The organism is Duganella lactea (genome assembly GCF_009857505.1).
Classification (GTDB): domain Bacteria; phylum Pseudomonadota; class Gammaproteobacteria; order Burkholderiales; family Burkholderiaceae_D; genus Rugamonas; species Rugamonas lactea.
In genome coordinates, this window is record NZ_WWCP01000060.1 from 1 (window position 1) to 18,671 (window position 18,671).

Annotated in this window: 13 protein-coding genes and 2 pseudogenes; 6 read left to right on the forward strand and 9 right to left on the reverse strand. The window is 65.8% G+C overall.

Annotation, left to right across the window (positions count from 1 at the left end; genetic code table 11):
* Nucleotides 1–124: 124 nt before the first annotated feature.
* Nucleotides 125–274, reverse strand: a pseudogene (locus GTP44_RS25725) (LysR family transcriptional regulator); the annotation flags it as partial.
* A gap of 88 nt (nucleotides 275–362) precedes the next feature.
* Between GTP44_RS25725 and GTP44_RS25730 the strand changes: the two are divergent.
* The 5 genes and pseudogenes from GTP44_RS25730 to GTP44_RS27890 all read left to right on the forward strand — a co-directional run bounded on the left by GTP44_RS25730 (nucleotide 363) and on the right by GTP44_RS27890 (nucleotide 6,948).
* On the forward strand, nucleotides 363–968 hold the full coding sequence (locus GTP44_RS25730) for a LysE/ArgO family amino acid transporter (protein WP_161021647.1): 606 nt from the start codon (nucleotides 363–365) through the stop codon (nucleotides 966–968).
* A 343-nt stretch (nucleotides 969–1,311) separates the two neighbouring features.
* Complete coding sequence (locus tag GTP44_RS25735) at nucleotides 1,312–3,372, forward strand: putative bifunctional diguanylate cyclase/phosphodiesterase (RefSeq protein ID WP_229257086.1); 2,061 nt, start codon at nucleotides 1,312–1,314, stop codon at nucleotides 3,370–3,372.
* A 121-nt stretch (nucleotides 3,373–3,493) separates the two neighbouring features.
* Nucleotides 3,494–5,746: a TonB-dependent receptor gene (locus tag GTP44_RS25740; protein WP_229257087.1), complete on the forward strand. Its 2,253-nt coding sequence runs from the start codon at nucleotides 3,494–3,496 to the stop codon at nucleotides 5,744–5,746.
* 172 nt (nucleotides 5,747–5,918) lie between these two features.
* Nucleotides 5,919–6,762, forward strand: a pseudogene (locus tag GTP44_RS28425) (methyl-accepting chemotaxis protein); the annotation flags it as partial.
* A 57-nt stretch (nucleotides 6,763–6,819) separates the two neighbouring features.
* Complete coding sequence (locus GTP44_RS27890; RefSeq protein ID WP_267875264.1) at nucleotides 6,820–6,948, forward strand: hypothetical protein; 129 nt, start codon at nucleotides 6,820–6,822, stop codon at nucleotides 6,946–6,948.
* A 26-nt stretch (nucleotides 6,949–6,974) separates the two neighbouring features.
* Here the strand turns inward: GTP44_RS27890 and GTP44_RS25750 are convergent, their stop codons facing one another.
* On the reverse strand, nucleotides 6,975–7,154 hold the full coding sequence (locus GTP44_RS25750; RefSeq protein WP_371867332.1) for an oxidoreductase-like domain-containing protein: 180 nt from the start codon (nucleotides 7,152–7,154) through the stop codon (nucleotides 6,975–6,977).
* Between the two features lie 11 nt (nucleotides 7,155–7,165).
* Nucleotides 7,166–10,213, reverse strand: coding sequence for a ligand-binding sensor domain-containing diguanylate cyclase (locus GTP44_RS25755; RefSeq protein WP_229257088.1), 3,048 nt, complete (start codon nucleotides 10,211–10,213; stop codon nucleotides 7,166–7,168).
* 176 nt (nucleotides 10,214–10,389) lie between these two features.
* On the opposite strand from GTP44_RS25755, the gene GTP44_RS25760 reads away from it, so the two are divergent.
* Nucleotides 10,390–11,877 carry a DEAD/DEAH box helicase gene (locus tag GTP44_RS25760; RefSeq protein WP_161021650.1) on the forward strand — a complete coding sequence of 496 codons (1,488 nt, stop codon included), beginning with the start codon at nucleotides 10,390–10,392 and terminating at the stop codon, nucleotides 11,875–11,877.
* Nucleotides 11,878–11,920: 43 nt separating this feature from the next.
* On the opposite strand, the gene rffA is transcribed toward GTP44_RS25760, so the two are convergent.
* The 6 genes from rffA to GTP44_RS25790 form a co-directional block, all read right to left on the reverse strand.
* The gene (gene rffA, locus GTP44_RS25765) at nucleotides 11,921–13,048 is read right to left on the reverse strand and encodes a dTDP-4-amino-4,6-dideoxygalactose transaminase (protein WP_161021651.1); all 1,128 of its coding nucleotides are present in this window, start codon (nucleotides 13,046–13,048) and stop codon (nucleotides 11,921–11,923) included.
* A gap of 10 nt (nucleotides 13,049–13,058) precedes the next feature.
* Nucleotides 13,059–13,421, reverse strand: coding sequence for a DMT family transporter (locus GTP44_RS25770; protein WP_161021652.1), 363 nt, complete (start codon nucleotides 13,419–13,421; stop codon nucleotides 13,059–13,061).
* On the reverse strand, nucleotides 13,418–14,152 hold the full coding sequence (locus tag GTP44_RS25775; protein ID WP_161021653.1) for a GNAT family N-acetyltransferase: 735 nt from the start codon (nucleotides 14,150–14,152) through the stop codon (nucleotides 13,418–13,420). The genes GTP44_RS25770 and GTP44_RS25775 overlap by 4 nt, the downstream gene beginning before the upstream one ends.
* A gap of 9 nt (nucleotides 14,153–14,161) precedes the next feature.
* Nucleotides 14,162–15,130, reverse strand: a complete 969-nt coding sequence (locus GTP44_RS25780; protein ID WP_161021654.1) for a glycosyltransferase family 2 protein — start codon at nucleotides 15,128–15,130, stop codon at nucleotides 14,162–14,164.
* A gap of 68 nt (nucleotides 15,131–15,198) precedes the next feature.
* On the reverse strand, nucleotides 15,199–17,286 hold the full coding sequence (locus GTP44_RS25785) for a hypothetical protein (RefSeq protein WP_161021655.1): 2,088 nt from the start codon (nucleotides 17,284–17,286) through the stop codon (nucleotides 15,199–15,201).
* A gap of 68 nt (nucleotides 17,287–17,354) precedes the next feature.
* Nucleotides 17,355–18,542: a glycosyltransferase family 4 protein gene (locus GTP44_RS25790; RefSeq protein ID WP_161021656.1), complete on the reverse strand. Its 1,188-nt coding sequence runs from the start codon at nucleotides 18,540–18,542 to the stop codon at nucleotides 17,355–17,357.
* Nucleotides 18,543–18,671: the final 129 nt, after the last annotated feature.

Sequence of the window (18,671 nt, forward strand, 5' to 3'; positions counted from 1 at the left end):
GCCCAGCTTCGTCAGCTTGGCTTCGCGCTCCTGCGCAGCAAAAAGGTTGGGTTTCATCATGGCAGAGTCGTCAAGGTTGATGCGCTGACATCATGCCACGGCCGGGCCGGTTTTTCGAGGCCCCCAGCAGTTCGCCGGCACTGTTTTCCAGCATGCGGATGCGTTGCGACACCGCCGACTGGGTGATCGACAGCGCGGCGGCGGCCTTGTCGAAACTGCCATGATCAATCACCGCGTCCAGCGCGGCCAGTCCCCGGTAGTCTACGCGGCTCATTAGCATGCCTAATAATTGGAAAATAATATTAATTATACTTATCTTGCCCGGGGCCGTAATCTTGGCGTTTTTTGCACGGGAGCAGCTCATGGAAGCCACGGCTTTTTTGAAAGGCATCGGTCTTGGCGGCAGTTTGATCGTTGCCATTGGTTCACAAAACGCCTATTTGCTGAGGCAGGCGTTAAAGCGTGAATTTGTTTTAACGTGTATCGCCATTTGTATTATCTGTGACGTGGTGTTAATTGCCGTCGGCGTCGCCGGCATGGGTCGGCTAATTACCGAGGCACCCAGTCTGTTATTCTGGATAAAAATAGCTGGCGCCGGATTTTTATTCTGGTATGGATTGCGCGCGCTGCGCTCGGCGATTTATCCATCGGCGATAAATGCTAGTGATGATAACACCGCGCCGGACCGCAAGACCGTGATCGCGGCGATGCTGGCCTTCAGTCTTTTAAATCCCCATGTTTATCTGGATACCGTGGTTTTATTAGGTTCGATCGGCGGGCAGCAGCCGGGTAATGGCCGCGTCTATTTTGCGGTGGGCGCCATGTTGGCTTCGGCGATATGGTTTAGCGCTTTGGGACTCGGCGCGCGTTATTTGACGCCGCTATTTGCGCGACCGACTGCCTGGCGGATGTTGGACGGCGCCATCGCGATCATCATGTGGAGTCTTGCAATTTCGTTGTTTCTTTAGGGAATCAAGCTGAAAAATGGTGGGTATGTGCCAATTACTGGCATGAGAAAGGAGTTCGGCATACAATGGGACGGTCACTTTCAAACAGCGCCACCCGGCGCCGATGCCGATGAGCGCAGATCCGAACTACCTCACAGCCATGGTGGTGGAATTTACCGCCGACGCTATATTGAGTGTGTTATTGGTATTTCTTTGGCTAATGCAGCGTAAGGAAAGGCATGCGCTTTTCTGGGGGCTGGGCCAGTTATCGGTGATGGCCGGCGGCCTGGTCTGGTTTAAAGCCGGCCACGCGCTTTCCTTACAATGGCAGTTATATCTGTGCGCCTTCTTTTTAAGCGGTGGCATGGTGGGTTATTGGGCCGGAACGCAGTTTTTTATCGGCCGCCTGAAAAAGCGGCAAGCACGCTGGCTGGTGCCGGGTATCTTTATCGCCAGCGGCATGTTCTATTTTCTGTGGTGGTTCAATAATAATTGGCTGGTGCCGGGCAGCGCCACCGCTTTAGGTTTTCTGATGTTATGGATCGGCGCCAGGTTAATAAGTGTCCATGATCGCTATCGCTTGCTGGGATTAACGCTGATGCTGCGCGGTGGATTTAATCTGCTGAGCGCCGCCAGCCTGGGGCCGGAAATGTATGGCGTGTGGTTTGTCGGCACCAGCGTGCTCAAGGTGGCGTCCATGCTGGGCCTGATTTATGCGGTGCAGGATGAAATCCAGCAGCGTTACGCCCGCACCATCGATAGCCTCAGCCATGGCTTTTTGATCCGCGACCGGCGCGGCCATATCCATGTCGCCAACGAACGCTGCGCGAAATTATTGGGCTTTCATAGCGCCCAAGAGTTGATCGGTTTGCACAGCAGCGACCTGTTGCCCGGCCTGACCCACGAGATGGTCGACCGGTATTTTGAGCGCTTTTCCGCCGTGGATGTCCAATATCCGATCACCGATACCGCCGTACTAAACTTGCGTAACGGCAACCAGTTGCCGGTCGAGCTGCTCGGTTCGCCATACATCGAACGCGGCCAGTTGTACTGCCTGGTCCAGCTGCTGGACATCAGCGAGCGCAAGAAAAAGGATGATCTGCTGTATCAGGCCGCCCGCGTCGACCCGGTGACCGGCCTGTTTAACCGCCACGCGCTGTCGGCCCGGCTGACGCAGGAGATTGCCAAAGCGGCAAGCAAGGGCCGCGAATGCGCCGTGCTGTTCATCGATCTGGACAAGTTCAAGCGCGTCAACGATTCCTTCGGTCACGCCGCCGGCGACGAGCTGCTGCGCACCGCCGCCGGCCGCATGCAACATCTGTTGCGCCCGGACGACGTGCTGGCCCGCTTCGGCGGCGACGAGTTCATCGTCGTCCTGCCCGACCTGGCGCGCGGCAGCGCCGGCTGGATGGCCGCCGATTGCGCCAACGACATCCTGGCCGCCATGGCCAGCGGCTTCGAGGTGTCGTACCACGCGCTGCGCGTGACGGCCAGCATCGGCATCGCCTGCTACCCGCAGCACGGCGATGACAGCGACACGCTGATCCGCAGCGCCGACATCGCCATGTACGAGGCCAAGAAGGCCGGCCGCGGCGAGCTGCGCACCTTCCACGACGCCATGAACGCTTTCGCCAAGGACGGCCTGGTAATCGACGGCGCCTTGCGCGGCGCCATCGAGGCCAACGAGTTCTACCTGGTCTACCAGCCCATCACCAACGCCCACACCGGCCAGCTGACCAAGGTGGAGGCGCTGCTGCGCTGGAACAGTTCGCTGCTGGGGCCGGTTTCGCCGGACCGCTTCATCCCGGTGGCGGAAGACAGCGGCATGATCATCGCGCTCGGCACCTGGGTGCTGGAGCAGGCCTGCCGCCAGGTCGGCGCGTGGAAAAAAGGCGTGTTGGACGACGTGACCATCAGCATCAACGTCTCGGCCAGACAACTGGCCGATCCGCAATTCGTCACACTGGTGTCGCAGGCGCTGATCCACAACGGCCTGTCGCCGCACCAGCTGGAGCTGGAACTGACCGAACGCGTGCTGATCGACGACACCGCCAATGTGCAGGCCGTGCTGGGCCGGCTGCGCGCGCTGGGCGTCGGCATTTCGCTGGATGACTTCGGTACCGGTTATTCGTCGCTCAGCTATCTGACCCAGTTCCATCTCAACACGCTGAAGATCGACCGCGCCTTCGTCATGGACATCGAGCACAGCGAGCGCAGCAACAGCCTGGTGCACGCCATCATCGCCATGGGCCACAGCCTCGGGCTGCAACTGGTGGCCGAGGGCGTCGAGACCGGCGGCCAGGCGGCCATCCTGGAAAAGATGGGCTGCCATTACCTGCAGGGCTACCACATCGCCAAGCCGGTGCCGCCGGAAGATTTGCTGCGCTTTGCCAGCCACCTAAGCGGCGCCGTTCGGACCGGATAGCCGCCGCGGCGGCCGAGGTGTTGTCGCGTCATCAAGATGTCACGCGGGCGTCATCGCGCCGTCATCTGCTATTCCTACAATCTTGCTAGTTGATTTTCCACCAACCTAGCAAGAAAGTATAATGACCATGTCCCAGCGCTTCCCTCTGAAACCTTTGTGCTTGCTGGTGCTGCAAGCGCTGGCCTGCCAGGCCTACGCCGCTCCAGCCGACGCCACCGTCGCCGACGACGCCACCGTGGCCGCCATGGCCGGCCCGGTGCAGACGGTGGAAATCACCGGCCGCGGCCAGTCGCGCCAGGTGCAGAACATCAACAAGGACGACCTGGCCGAAGCGCTGCCGGGCACCAGCCCGCTCAAAGTGCTGGAAAAACTGCCGGGTGTGAACTTCCAGTCGTCCGACCCGTTCGGCGCCTACGAGTGGTCGACCAGCTTCAGTATCCGTGGCTTCAACCAGAACCAGCTGGGCTACACGCTGGACGGCATTCCGCTGGGTGACATGAGCTACGGTAACAACAACGGCCTGCACATCAGCCGCGCCATTTCGGCCGAAAACATCGGCAGCGTCTCGGTGTCGCAGGGCGCCGGCGCGCTGGGCACCGCCTCGTCGAGCAACCTGGGCGGCACGGTGCAGTTCTTCACGCTGGCGCCGACCGACGCGCGCGGCCTGACCTTCGCGCAAACCTTCGGCAGCGACTCCACCTCGCGTACCTTCGTCCGCGCCGATACCGGCCTGATCAACGGCGCCGTCAAGGCCTTCATCAGCGGCACCCGTCAGCGCACCGACAAGTGGAAAGGCGAGGGCGGCCAGGATCAGGATCAGTGGAACGGCCGTTTCGTCTACAACTTTGGCGACAGCAACAGCCTGACCGGCTTCGTCAATTATTCGGACCGCAAGGAAATCGACTACCAGGATCTGTCGAAGGAAATGATCGGCCGCCTCGGCTACAACTGGGACAACTACCAGCCGGACTGGCAGCGCGCGGTCAACGCCGCGCGGGGCGTCTACAGCGGCGGCGTCACCAGCCTCGACGACGCTTACTACTCGGCCGGCGGCCTGCGCAAGGACACGCTGGGCGGCCTGACACTGGACCTGAACCTGGCCACCGGCGTCGACCTGAAGACCTCCATCTACCACCACGACAACAAGGGCCAGGGCCACTGGTACACGCCGTACGTGCCGACCGACGCCGCCAACCCGATCTCGCTGCGCACCACCGAGTATGCCATCGGCCGCGACGGCATCATCAGCGACCTGACCTGGGAAATCGGCGACCACACCATCAGCGCCGGCCTGTGGGGCGAGCGCAGCAATCACACCGCCACCCGCGCCTACTACGGCGTGACCGGTCCGGGCGACACCATGTATTACCTGAGCAACCCGTTCCGCATCGACTGGCGCCAGAGTTTCGTCACCAACACCGCCCAGTACTACCTGCAGGACACGCTGGCGCTGATGGACGGCAAGCTGAAGATCAACGCCGGCTTCAAGTCGCTGGATGTCGACATCTCGGCTCGCAACCTGATCGGCACCCGCGCGGCGGGCGAGCTGACCGCCGAGAAGAAATTCCTGCCGCAGGCCGGCTTCAACTACGCCCTCAGCCAGGACGACGAGGTGTTCGGCTCGGCGTCGAAAAACATGCGCGCGTTCCAGCCGGGCGTCGCCGGTCCGTTCTCGCAGACGCAGGCCGCCTACGATGCCGGCATCGCCAACCTGAAACCGGAAACCTCGACCAACATCGACCTCGGCTACCGCTTCAAGCGCGCCAATTTCCAGGGTTCGGTGGCGCTGTACAACGCGCGCTTCGACGACCGTCAGCTGAGCGTGGCCACCTGCGCCGGCATCGTCGGCTGCCCGTCGACCTTCGTCAACGTCGGCAAGGTCGACACCAAGGGCGCGGAAGCGATCGCCGTGTGGAAGTTCAACCGTGAGTTCAGCTGGTTCAACTCGTACACCTACAACGACTCCAAGTACAAGTCCAACTACCAGGACGGCACGACGCTGGTCGCGGTCAGCGGCAAGACCGTGGTCAACTCGCCGCGCCAGCTGTTCAACACCGAGCTGGGCTATGAAGGCGGCCCGTTCTTCGCCCGCGTCGGCGCCAAGTACACCGGCAAGCGCTACTACACCTACCTGAACGACAACGCCGTGGACGCCTTCTGGGTGGCCAATCTGTCGGCCGGCTACAAGCTCAAATCCCTGGGCTGGGCGAAAGAGTTGTCGCTGCAACTCAACGTGACTAATCTGTTTGACAAGCAGTACATCAGCACCATCGGCACCAACGGCTTCCAGGCCAGCGACGCCGCCGGCACGGCGCAGACGCTGCTCACCGGCGCGCCACGTCAGCTGTTCCTGACGCTGAACGGCAAGCTGTAAGCGGGTCCCGGCGCCGCGTTGTTGCTTGGAAAATACAGGCACCGCGCGGCGCTGGCTTGGTGCTTCACATCGTCGCATACTGGCAGTTCGCCGCGGTGATGAGGAGATGAGCCATGAATGGTTTTATGATCTGAAAATAGCCACCAAACTGATCGTGTCGTTCGGCGCGGTCATGCTGTTGACCCTGATCCTGGACATCAGCAATATGCTCTCGATGAACCGCGTCAACCAGGCCTCGACCGACCTGGCCGACAACTGGATGCCCAGTGTGCGCGCGGTGATGGAGTTGCGCACCGCCGTGGGCGAGCTGCGCCGCTGGGAGCTGTCGCATCTGCTCACCGAGGACGCGGCCGCCATGGCCGACTACGAAAAACGCATGAACGGCGCGCTGTCCTTGCAGCGACAACATCGCGACAGCTACGAGAAGCTGATTTCCAGCCCGGAAGAGAACGCCACGGCGACCGAGTTCGCCAGCGCGCAGGCGTCCAGCGTCTACCAGAGCGCGCGCGTGACTTCGCTGGTTTTATTGCTGATTAATATCGGTGTCGGTATGTTGCTGGCGCTGTGGGTGGCGCGCATAGTCGCCGCGCCGCTGCGGGAGGCGGTGTCGCTGGCGCGCAATGTGGCCGATGGCGATCTGACGCGCGCGATCGACGTCAGGAGCGCCTGCGAAACCGGACGCCATCGCCACGGCGTCGTCGCAGATCGCCAGCGGCAACCAGGATTTGTCGTCGCGCACGGAGCAGCAGGCCAGCTCGCTGGAGGAGACCGCGTCGTCGATGGAGGAGCTGACTTCGACCGTCAGGCAAAACGCCGACAACGCGCGCCAGGCCAACCAGCTGGCGCAGTCGGCGTCCGGCATCGCGAAGAAGGGCGGCGAGGTGGTGGGCACGATGGCGTCGATCAACGCGTCGTCGCGCAAGATCGTCGACATTATTTCGGTAGTCGACGGCATCGCCTTTCAGTCCAATATTCTGGCGTTGAACGCGGCCGTGGAGGCGGCGCTGCTGAGCGAAGTGGTGAGCGTGTTCAAGCGGTTGGCGGTCGCGCTAGCGCGACCGGCGCCGATGCCGATGCAGGTTAAGGTCCCGGCGCCGGCGGCGGCCATCGCCCGGGTCCGGCCGTCCGCCCCGCGCGCCGTGCTGAAGCAACCGCAACCGGTCAAGCAGCGCGTCGGCGACGACGCGTGGGAAGCCTTCTAGCCTAAGGCTGGGCTTGTGTGCGAATGTCAGACCTGACACCCGGGTTTGACATCGGGGTGGCGGGCTTGCCAGGCTTGCAGGGCGGCGCGGTAGCGGTCCAGCTCGTCCTGGTAGAGGTCGTCCACGCAGTAGGCGCAGCCGCTGTGGCAGCAGTCGCCCGGCGCCGGCGGTTCCGGTGGTTGGGGTGGCGGGTCGTCGTGGTTCACTTGTTGTTCATTCAGGCTGGCGCGAGTTGCGCGTTGTTGCGTCCTTGGGCTTTGGCCTGGTACAGGGCGCGGTCGGCGCGCTCCACCAGTTGCCGCGGCGCGCTGTCTTCCTGCGGAATCATCACCGCCACGCCGATGCTGACCGTCATGATACCAAACGGCGACTGCGCGTGCGGCATCGCCTGCCGCGCCAGCTCGGCGCAGATGCCTTGCGCCAGCTCCAGCGCGTGGGCGGCGTCGGTGGCGCTGGCCAGCAAGGCGAATTCCTCGCCGCCGTAGCGCGCCACCAGATCGCCGGTGCGGCGTCCGTGCGTTGTGATCAGCCCGGCCACGGTGCGCAGCGCGGCGTCGCCCGCCAGGTGGCCGTACTGGTCGTTGTATTTCTTGAAGTAGTCGACGTCCAGCATCAGTAGCGCCAGCCCTTGGCCGCTGCGCGCGCCGCGCCGCCATTCGGCTTCCAGCGCCAGGTCGAAGCCGCGTCGATTGCTGACCCCGGTCAGGCCGTCGGTCATGCTCAGCGCCGCCAGCTTGTGGTTCGATTCCTCCAACTCGGCGGTGCGCGCCGCCACCGTTTGCTCCAGCTCGGTCTGGTGGCGCGTCAGCCGGTCGATGCGGATCTTGTAGGCCAGCGCCAGCGCGCCCACCACCAGGCCGGCCAGCAGCGCGCGGAACCACCAGCGTTGCCAGAACGGCGGCGTGATGGTGATGTCCAGCGTGGCCGGCACCTCGTTCCAGACGCCGAGGTGGTTGGCGGCCTTGACCCGGAACACGTAGTGGCCGGGGTTGAGGTTGGTGTAGCTGGCCACGTGATGGCTGGCGTCGGTCATCACCCAGTCGGTGTCGAAGCCCTGCAGCTGGTAGGCGTAACGGTTGGCGGACGGCTCGGTGTAGTGCAGCGCGGCGAATTCCAGCGCGAACACCGAGGCCTGCGACGACAGCGTCAGCGCGGTCGGCGCCGTCACCGGGCCGTCGGCGCGCACGTTGCCGGCCGGCTGGCTGTCCTGCAGTGAGTGGTTGAAGACGGTGATGTCGGTGATCGCCACCTGCGGCGGCACCGAGCTGGTCTTCACCCGCGCCGGCGCCACGGCGGTCATGCCATGCACACCGCCGAAGTACAGCGTGCCATCCGCCCCCAGCGCCGACGAGTTGACCGTGAAGCCCTCGGTCAGGCCGTCGGCGGCGGTGAACAGCTGGACCGCGCCGGTGGCCGGGTCCAGCCGGTACAGGCCGGCGATGGTGCTGCACCAGATCTTGCCGTCCAGGTCGTGCTGGATGGCGAGGATCTTGGCCGCGCGCATCGCCGCCGCGTAGTGGGTGAAGCGGATGCGCCCGTCCGGCTGGGTCACCACCAGGTCCAGCCCCTTGCCGGTGCCGACCCAGACGCGGCCCCGCGCGTCCTCGTGCAGGCTGGCGATGTTGTCGTCGCTGAGGCTGTCCGGGTCGTCGACCGCGTGGCGGAAGTGGCGGAAGCGGCCGCTGGCCGGGTCCAGCAGGTCGAGCCCGCCGCCATTCCATTCCGAGCCGGCCCACACCCGCCCCTGGCGGTCCTCCAGCACCGCCGAGGTGCCGTTGACGCTGCGCGAGTCCGGGTCGCGCGGGTCGTTGTAGTAGATCTTGCGGGCGTCGGTCTGCGGCTCATAGCGGATCAGGCTGTTACCGGTGGCCAGCCACAGCACGCCGCCGGCGCCGGGCGCGATGGCGTTGATGTAGTCGCTGGCGGTGTTGCCGAAGTGGATGGCCTGGAACGGGCTGTCGGGCGTCGCCAGGCGGTTCAGGCCGTTCGAGGTGCCGAGCCACAGCGGGCCCTTGCCGGCGTCGTCCTGGTACAGGCTGTAGACGATGGCGTGCGACAGCTTGCCCGGCGTCTTGTCGTCGGCGTGGTAGCTGCGCACCACCCGGCTGCTGGCCGGGTCGTACAAGCTCATGCCAACGTTGCCGCCCAGCCAGATGCGGCCTTGCGGCGCCCGCGCCAGGCTCAGCAGCGCGTTGCTGGCCGGCGCCGAGCGGCTGTCGATGCGGAACGGCACATGGCGGGTGAAGCCTTCGCTGCTCAGGTTGGCCAGCGCGATGCCGTCGGTGAACGAGGCGATCCACAGCATGCCGCCACGGTCCTGCATCACCGCGCGCAGATTGTCGCCTGGCAGGCTGTACGGATCGTCGGCGGCGTGCACGAACTGGTCGAAGGCACCGTCGGCGGCGTTCCAGCGCAGCAGCCCGGCCGACAGCGTGGTGCACCACAGCACGCCCTTGTTGTCGAGGCCGAAGTTGGTGATGCGGCTGGCCGGCGAGGCGACGGCCGCGCGCGTGGCCCAGTCGCGCCGGCCGTCCCAGCGGATCACGCCGGACTCGGTGCCGATCCACAGCGCGCCGTCGCGGTCGAACTGCAGCGCGCGCACGATGTTGACGCGCGGGTCCGGCCGCGGCGCCGGATCGACCTGGTGGTGGCGAAAGCGGGTGGCGCCGGGCGCCAGGTAGTCCAGCCCGCCGGGCCAGGTGGCAATCCACAGGCCGCCCTGGCGGTCCAGCGCCAGCGCGTTGAGGTCGTTGCTGGCCAGGCTGTCGGGGTCGCGCTCGTCGTGGGCGTAGACGGCGTCGAAGGTGCCGCTGTCGGGGTTGAAGTGCTGCAGCCCGCCCCAGCTGCCGATCCACAATCCATCCTTGCCGTCGGCAATGATGTTCTTGACGATGCGGTGGTTTTTCGGCGCCTTGGCGGTGGTGAAGGTGGTGAAGTCGTTGGTGTCCGGGTTGAAGCGCGCCAGGCCGTTCTGGGTGGCCGCCCACAGGCGGCCGCGGTGGTCCTCGAACAGCGCCGAGACGCGGTCGTGCGGCAGGCTGCGCGGATTGGCCGGGTCGTGGCTGTACTTGACCGCCTGGTAGCCGTTGTAGCGGTACAGGCCGTTGGTGTGGGTGCCGACCCACACAAAGCCCTTGCGGTCCTGCAACAGTGACAGCATCGACGGATCGTCGGCGCCCAGCGGGCCGAGTTTCTTGAAGCGCAACGAGGGGGCCGGTGCGGCCTGGGCGGCGGTCAGCCCCAGCAGCAGGCAAAGAAGTAGCAAGCGGCGCAAAAGCGCCGTTAGGTCGGCAAGCATGGGACGCGCAGTCGTGTGGGGTGTGAGTAAGTGAACATTATACATGTCTTGGATGCAATAAAACGCGGCGCAAGCTGTGCTTTTTTAGCGCAGTTGCCAGAAATTAGGGTATAGTTTACGGCGCTTCACCATCCGTCCACATTATGTCCGATACCGAAACCTCCACTTTCCCCGCCCCCGAGCCGACCGCCGTCGCGCCGGCCCCGGTCCGTTTTGCCGACTTCGGCCTGTCGCCGGATATCCTGCGCGCGCTGAGCGCGCAGGGCTACGAGCACCCGACCCCGATCCAGGCCGAGGCCATCCCGGTGCTGCTGCGCGGGCGCGACGTCATGGGCGCGGCCCAGACCGGTACCGGCAAGACCGCCAGCTTCGCGCTGCCGATCATCCAGATGCTGCTGGCGCACGCCAGCAGCAGCACCTCGCCGGCGCGTCATCCGGTGCGCGCGCTGATCCTGACGCCGACCCGCGAACTGGCGGTGCAGGTGGCCGAGAACGTCAAGGCCTACGCCCAGCACACGCCGCTGCGCTCGACCGTGGTGTTCGGCGGCATGGACATGAAGCCGCAGACGCTGACGCTGAAGGCCGGCGTGGAAATCGTCATCGCCACCCCGGGCCGGCTGCTGGACCACGTCGAGCAAAAGAACATCGCGCTCAACCAGGTGCAGATGCTGGTCATGGACGAGGCCGACCGGATGCTGGACATGGGCTTCCTGCCGGACCTGCAGCGCATCATCAACCTGCTGCCGAAGCAGCGCCAGAACCTGATGTTCTCGGCCACCTTCTCGCCGGAAATCAAGCGCCTGGCCAACACCTTCCTGACCGACCCGGTGACGATCGAGGTGGCGCGCGCCAACAAGACCGCCGACACCGTCACCCAGGTGGTGTACAAGGTCGCCGAACACCAGAAGCACGCGCTGACCGCGCACATCCTGCGCCAGCGCGCGCTGAAGCAGGTGATCATCTTCTCCAACACCAAGCTGGGCGCGTCGCGCCTGGCGCGCGAGCTGGAGCGCGAGGGCATGAAGGCGGTGGCGATCCACGGCGACCGCACGCAACAGGAACGGATGGCGGCGCTGGACGCGTTTAAAAAGGGCGAGATCGATATCCTGGTGGCGACCGACGTCGCCGCGCGCGGCCTCGACATCTCCGACCTGCCGTGCGTGATCAACTACGACCTGCCGTACAACGCCGAGGACTATGTGCACCGTATCGGCCGCACCGGCCGCGCCGGCGCCTCGGGCGACGCCATCTCGATCTACAGCGACAAGGACGAGCGCCTGCTGGCCGACATTGAAAAGCTGACCAAGCAGAGCATCACCCGCGCCGAGCCGCAGGGCTTCCATCCGGCGCCGAGCTTTGCCGACGAGCGCGGCGAACGCCGCCCGCGCCGCAGCGAGGATCTGGGCCGCGCCCCGGCCGGCCGTTCGGCCGAGCGTGGTGAACGTGGTGAACGGCCGCCGCGCAGCCTCGGCGCCGGCGGTCCGCCGCGCCGCGACAAGATCGATCCGTGGTTCCTCAAGCCGTATGAGCCGGCCAAGGCCGCGCCATCGGCGGCGCCGGCCGCCGGCAACGCCATCACCAAGGCCAAGCCGAGGCTGGCCTTCCTGCTGGGCGGCTTGCCGAAAGTCTGATGCCGCGCGGTCCGGGTTCGCTCTGAACCCGGACCGCGTCGCTTTACAGCGCTTCGCGCAAAGCGCTCAGCACGCGCGCCTGATGCTCTTCTAACCCCACCCACAACGGCAGGCGCAGCAGGCGGTCGGACAGCGCGTTGGTCTGGCGCATATCGCCGTGGTGGCGGCTGTGCTTGACGCCATACGGCGCGCTGTGCAGCGGCACGTAGTGGAACACGCAGTTGACGCCTTGCTGCTTCATGTTGGCCAGCACTCGGGTGCGCCGCTCCAGCGAGTCCAGCAGGATGTAATACATGTGCGCGTTGTGGGTGCAGCCGTCCGGCACGATCGGCCGGCGCAGCTTGCCCTCGGCCTCCAGCGGCGCCAGCGCGGCGTGGTAGTGGTCCCACAGCGCCAGGCGGCGCGCGGTGATGTGGTCGGCCTCCTCCATCTGCGCCCACAGGAAGGCGGCGATCACCTCGCCCGGCAGGTAGGACGAGCCGATGTCGACCCAGGTGTACTTGTCGACCTGGCCGCGGAAGAACTGGCTGCGGTTGGTGCCTTTCTCGCGGATGATCTCGGCGCGTTCGGCCAGCGCCGCGTCGTTGACCAGCAGCGCGCCGCCCTCGCCGGCGATGATGTTCTTGGTCTCGTGGAAGGAATAGGCGCCCATGTGGCCGATGGTGCCCAGCGGCCGGCCCTTGTAGGTCGACATGATGCCCTGCGCCGCGTCCTCCACCACGATCAGGTTATGACGGCGGGCGATGTCCATGATGGTGTCCATCTCGCAGGCGACGCCGGCGTAGTGCACCGGCAGGATCACCTTGGTGCGCGGCGTGATGGCGGCCTCGATCTTGGTCTCGTCGAGGTTCAGCGTGTCGGCACGGATGTCGACAAACACCGGCACCGCGCCGCGCATGACGAACGCGTTGGCGGTGGAGACAAAGGTGTAGGACGGCATGATGACCTCGTCGCCCGGCGCCAGCTCGGCCAGCAGCGCCGCCATTTCCAGCGCGGCGGTGCACGAGTGGGTCAGCAGCGCGCGCCGGGTGCCGGTCGTGCGCTCCAGCCACGCGTGGCATTGCTTGGTGAACTGGCCGTCGCCGGACAGGTGGCCGTTGGTGTGCGCCTGGGCGATGTACCACAGCTCGCGGCCGGTCATGAAGGGTTTGTTGAAGGGAATCGGATGCATTATGGGCTCCTTAGCCTTGCGCGGCCACCACGGTGCCGATACAGATCAGCGCCACGCCGGCCATGCGGGTGAGGGACATCGGTTCATTGAACAGCCAGGCGCTCAGGCCCAGCACGATGACGAAATTGAGGCTCATGAACGGGTAGGCATGGCTCAGCTGGAATTTGCTCATCGCCCCCATCCACGTCACCGACGCCAGGAAGGCGGCGGCGAAGGCGGCGATGATCCACGGGTTCAGCAGCAGCTTGATCAGGAACCACAGCTTGTCGCTGGCGTCGGCCGGCAGCGCGCCGGCCTTGGTCACCTGCATCTTGATGGCGATCTGGCCGAACACGGTCAGCGCGATGGTGGCGACGATGTACAGATAGTTCATGCGCGTTCTCCCAACCACTGGTGGAAGGTATAGTAGCTGGACGAGGGTTCGAAGCCGAGCCGGCACCAGACCTTCTGCACCGCCAGGTTGACCACCTGGGTCGAGACAGTCATGGCGGTGAAGCCGTGCGCGCTGCCCCAGTGCTGCGCCTGCTGCATCAGCGCCTGGTACAGCTTGCGGCCCTGGTGGTCCGGATGCACGCCGAACAACACGCCCTCGAGCAGCGCCGCGCCGCGGTCCTTGAGCGTGGCGAAGGCCACCAGCCGGCCATCGTGCTCGATCAGCAGCACGGCATCGGCCACCTGGGTGTGACGGCAGGAGTTGGCGGCCCAGTCGGCGTAGACCGCGTCGGCGGCGGCCGGGTCGAGGCGATCGTCGGCGTGGTAGTGGCCGGCGTAGCCGGTGAAGGTCAGCGCCGCCAGCGTCGCCACCGCGTCGGCGTCGGCCGCCGTCGCCAGGCGCCAGTGGTAGCCGTCCGGCAGCGCCGCCGCCGTCGCCGTCAATGGCTTGCGGCTGTAGTACAGCAGGGTGTCGGTCAGGAAGGCGCCCTGGCGTTCCAGTTGCTGCACCAGCGTCACGGCGGTGGTCGGCACGCGGGCGATCAGCATCTGCGCGCCGTGGGCGCGGCACCAGGCGCCGGCGGCCGGCGCGCTGTCGGCGGTGGTCAGCGTGGCCTTGGCGGTGATGACGCCGAAACGCTCATGGTCGAGCGGGGAGAGGGCAATGTCCATAAGGTCCTTTCAGTCGTCGCGCAACACGGTGTTGGGGGTGGCGCGGCGCACGATGTACAGCGGCCGCTTCTTGGTTTCGTCGAAGGCCTTGCCGAGGTAGATGCCGAGGATGCCGAGGATGCCGATGATCAGGCCGCCGATGAAGTACAGCGAGACGATCAGGCTGCTCCAGCCCGGCACTGGCGAGCTGTGCAGCCACGAGCGCAGCAGCAGGTACACGCCGAATACCAGCGACAGCGCCGCCATGCCCAGGCCCAGCTTGGCGGCCATGCGCAGCGGCTTGTCGGAATAGGCCAGGATGGTGTCCATCGCCAGCCGCCACAGCTTGGCGAAGGTATAGGTCGACTTGCCCTCGGCGCGGGCGGCGTGCTGTACCGGGATGCCGGTGGTCGGGAAGCCCATCCACTGCACATGGCCGCCGAAGAAGCGCAACTGCTCGCGCATGCGCACGAAGTTTTTCACCACCTGGCGCGACATGATGCGGAAGTTGCCGCTGTCGCCGTCGATGTCGAGGTCGGCCAGGTAGCTGAAGGTGCGGTAGTACAGCCACGACACGGCGCGCTTGAGCAGCGGGTCCTGGCGCTGGCCGCGCAGCGCCAGCACCACGTCGTAGCCTTCCTGGGCCTTGGCGTACAGCCGCGGGATTTCCTCCGGCGCGTCCTGCAGGTCGCAGTCCATCACCACCACCCAGTCGCCGCGGCACTGGTCCATGCCGGCGGTGATGCCGTAGTGCTGGCCGAAATTGCGCGAGAACTGCAGGCCGATCACCCGCGGGTCGGCCCGCGCCAGGCGCTCGATGACCTCCCACGAGCGGTCGCCGCCGCAGTCCTCGACCAGCACGATTTCAAAGTGCGGGCTGACCTCGGTCAGGGCGTCGCGCAGGCGGGTATAGAGCTCGTCGAGCATCTTCTCGGCCTTGTAGACCGGGATGATGACCGAGATCAGCGGCGCCGCCGCGGTGTTGGTTACTGCTTGCATGATTCTTTCTCCCGCGCGGCTCGGTGGCCGCGCTGTGTTGTGTTGTCGCTCTAATTGTAGCGTTGCGCTCAGCGCGAAGGCGCGCGCACGATATCGACACCATGCATCGCCAGTCGTCCGCGACCGCTGCTGAAGACGCGGAATTCCAGCATGCCCAGCGGATGCTCGGTGCTGAAGCGCAGCGTGATGCGCTGGCGGCCGGCGGTCATGATTTCCTGTTGCGCATGGATGGTGTTGCCGGCGTTGGTAGCGACGTCGAGCTTGCCGAAGCTGCCGCCGCTGCCGCCGTTGGCGTCGATGTCAAAGGTGACCAGATAGCTGCCGCGTTTGACTTCGCGCATCGGTCCGAAGTACAGTGTGCCGGCCTCACCCGCCTGCGCCACCAGCGCAGGCGGTGTGCCTTCCACCTTGCCGATCACGTGCAGCGCTTGGGCGTCGGCCGGGTAATGCACCGGTTGATGCAGCGTCATATCCCAGGATGGCAGGCGCGCGGCCAGATTAACCGGGTAGACATAAATCAGCCAATCCTGGAAGCGCAGCGTGCGCGGCGTGCCGGCCAGTTGGGCCAGCGCATTCAGGTCGACCCCGGCCAGTTCGCTGTCACGCAGCATCAGGAAGCTTTCACCGTGCCAAGCGTCGGCACGGTACCAGCGGTCCGACGCCAGATTGCGCGACGGCATAGGCAGGCCGCGCTCGAAGCCGACCTGGCGGATCTTGACCGCGCCCCCGCTCAGCACCGTCATCTTGCCGGAGTTCCAGAAACGGGCGTAGCCATATTTCAGGCCCTCGGCTTCAAGGAAATTCAGCAACTGGCGGTCGGGTGTCTGCACCACCAGGCCGTGCATTGGCAGCTTGCGGTGCTTGGCGTAAAAATACAGATAGCTGGTCGGACCGCTGGTGGCCAGCACCAGCACCGCTGCCATGCCGGCCACCCGCAGTGTCGGCGACAGTGGCGGCAACGACGTCGGGCGGCGTTCGAACACCACGCTCACCAGCACCAGCAGCAGCAGCAGCAGCGTCGGCACCAGGTAGCGCACCGATCCTTCTTGCGCCTCGGCGCTGCTAATGTCGGCCAGCGAGGTCGAGCCCAGCAGTACCAGACTGATCGCCAGCGACGTCGCCGTGAACACCAGCACCAGCTGGCGCGCGCCGCCCTGCGGCGCCAGCGCCGTGTACAGCGCCCACGGCAGCAGCAGCAGCAGCAGCAGCGCGGTGACCATGCGCAGCGCCTGGTAGACGCCGAACACCGACGCCACCTTGGTATCGATCAGCGGCAAGCCATCGAACAGCTTCAGCACGCCGCGCACGGTGGCCAGCATGTGCTGCACCATGTCGGTGAAGTCCAGCCATTGCACCAGCGACAGCCCCTGGTTGGTGCTGGTATAAAGCAGCGTGTAGCGGTTCAGCGCGACACCAGCGGCGCAGGCCAGCAGCACCATGCCGAGCAGGCGCGCTTGGCGCCACGAGACCGCCTGTTGCGCGGCGCGCGCGGTCTGCCACGCGCAGCTTTGCTGGGCCAAGCCGGCGGCCAGTAGCGGCAGGCCATAGACGATCAGGCCGCGTTGCGGATTACCCCAGAATACCAGCACCAGCAGCAGCACGGTGGCGCCGCCCCATAGCCAGGCGCGGGTCCCGTTTGACTGGCTCAGCGACCAGTAGCTGTACAGCAGAAAACAGGCGAAAGCGTAGGTCATGCCGTAGGCGGCCTGGCCGAAAATATGTTCAGCCATGATCAGCGACATGCCGCTGGTGATCACGCACAGGCTGAGCAGGCGGGCGTTGCGGGTTTGCTGCAGCATACCGGTCAGCAGCCAGCTGCCGCCGACAATCAGTGTCGCGGTGAGGATGTCGGAGGCGGCATGCAGCGGGAAGCCGTTGGGCAGGAGGGTCAACATCAGGGCGATGCTGGTGTGGGTGAACAGCACCCACAAGTCGCCGTTGACGAAATTCCAGTCGCGCGGGAAGTACTGGCCGGTATCGACGATTTCCTGTGCCAGCAGATTCTTTACCGCCGAGTCCGAATGGAACAGCAACTGATAGACGATGGTCAGATAAAACAGCAGCAGCGCGAGGTTAATGCAAAGCAGCAGCGGCAGACCGTGTTTGGTCAGGGTGCCGGAACACGGCGACGGTGGCAGCATACGGGAGACAGTCAAGAATAGTCGAGCATGGCAGTATAGTCTCAGCTTGCGAAATCAGCAATATTGGTAACGGTTGGTAACACTCAGGCCAGCAGGATCGGCGCGCTGGCGTACCAGTGACCGTCCAGCACCGCGTGCAGGCGCGCGGCGCTGTCGCGCCAGCCCAGCTGGCGCATGCCGGTCGACGGCGGCGCAGCCCCGGCCGCTTGCAGCGCCAGCCATTGGCGCAGCGCCCGCGCCAGCGCGGCGCCGTCGTCGGCCTGGAAATACCAAGCGTGCTCGCCGCCGACCTCGCGGAACACCGGCAGTTCGCGCGCGATCACCGGCAGCCCGTGGCGGGCGGCCTCGATCAGCGGCAGGCCAAAGCCCTCGGCCTGCGAGGCGGCCAGCAGGCCGCTGGCGGCGCCGTACAGTTGCTGCAGCAACTGGTCGCTTGCGTGCGGGAACCAGAACAGCCGCCGGCCTTGTTCCGGATGGGCGCGCAGGCGCTGCGCCAGCGCCTCGGTGCGCCAGCCGGGCTTGCCGACGATGACCAGCCGCGCGGCGCTGTCGTCGCGCCACAGCAACTCCAGCGCGTCCAGCGCCTGGGCGTGCATCTTGCGCGGCTCCAGCGTGCCGACCATCAGCAGCGTGGGCGCCGGTTCCCGCAGCGTGGCCAGCAACGCCGCCTCGTCGTCGCTGACGCCGCTGCTAGGCTGGCTGGCGTCGACATCGGCGCCCAGATGGAGGTAGCCGACCAGCAGCGGCAGCGGGCGCATTGGCGGCGCCGCCGCCAACCAGTCCAGCAGGTCGTCGGCGGTGGCGCGCGAATTGCACACCAAGCCGTCCGCCAGCGCCGCCAGCATGGCCAGCCAGTCGCCGAACACGGCCACCAGGCCGGCCTCGAACCATTCCGGATGGCGCAGCGGCAGCAGGTCGTGGATAAAGAAGTGCAGCGCCACGCCGTGTTGCCGCAAGTCCTGCAGCACCGCGTGGTTGCGGATCACCGCCTCCAGCGCCAGGTCGAGTCCGAAGAAGCGGTCGCCCGGCGCCGCCTGCAGCGGCTGTTCCTCGCCGACGGCGGCGGGCGCATAGCGGCCGTCGGCGCCGGCCACCGCGTAGGCGTAATAGCCGCCGGCGTCGTACACCGGACGTACCTGGTAGCCGGCCGGCGGCGTCGTTAGCAACGCCTGCAGTAGGCCGCGCGTGACGCGCTGCACGCCGGAGCGGGCGTCATGGCGCACCAGTTCCGACAGGTCGAGTAGCAACTGGGGGGGAGTGTTACGCCGCATCGGCTGGCTCCTGCGGCGTTGGCGCCAGCCAGGCCAGCGCCGCATGGCCGGCCGGCAGCAGCGCCGCCAGCGCCGCCGCGTCCAGCACGCGCACGCCGCGGTTGCTCAGCGGCTGCAGCGCGTCGGCGT

What these genes read in the sequence shown, in the direction of transcription:
- GTP44_RS27890 (WP_267875264.1), top strand. Translation starts at nt 6,820, where the DNA reads ATGCAGGTTAAGGTCCCGGCGCCGGCGGCGGCCATCGCCCGGGTCCGG.
- GTP44_RS25775 (WP_161021653.1), bottom strand. Translation starts at nt 14,152, where the DNA reads ATGGACATTGCCCTCTCCCCGCTCGACCATGAGCGTTTCGGCGTCATC.
- GTP44_RS25735 (WP_229257086.1), top strand. Translation starts at nt 1,312, where the DNA reads ATGGTGGGTTATTGGGCCGGAACGCAGTTTTTTATCGGCCGCCTGAAA.
- GTP44_RS25780 (WP_161021654.1), bottom strand. Translation starts at nt 15,130, where the DNA reads ATGCAAGCAGTAACCAACACCGCGGCGGCGCCGCTGATCTCGGTCATC.
- rffA (WP_161021651.1), bottom strand. Translation starts at nt 13,048, where the DNA reads ATGCATCCGATTCCCTTCAACAAACCCTTCATGACCGGCCGCGAGCTG.
- GTP44_RS25730 (WP_161021647.1), top strand. Translation starts at nt 363, where the DNA reads ATGGAAGCCACGGCTTTTTTGAAAGGCATCGGTCTTGGCGGCAGTTTG.
- GTP44_RS25740 (WP_229257087.1), top strand. Translation starts at nt 3,494, where the DNA reads ATGACCATGTCCCAGCGCTTCCCTCTGAAACCTTTGTGCTTGCTGGTG.
- GTP44_RS25770 (WP_161021652.1), bottom strand. Translation starts at nt 13,421, where the DNA reads ATGAACTATCTGTACATCGTCGCCACCATCGCGCTGACCGTGTTCGGC.
- GTP44_RS25760 (WP_161021650.1), top strand. Translation starts at nt 10,390, where the DNA reads ATGTCCGATACCGAAACCTCCACTTTCCCCGCCCCCGAGCCGACCGCC.
- GTP44_RS25790 (WP_161021656.1), bottom strand. Translation starts at nt 18,542, where the DNA reads ATGCGGCGTAACACTCCCCCCCAGTTGCTACTCGACCTGTCGGAACTG.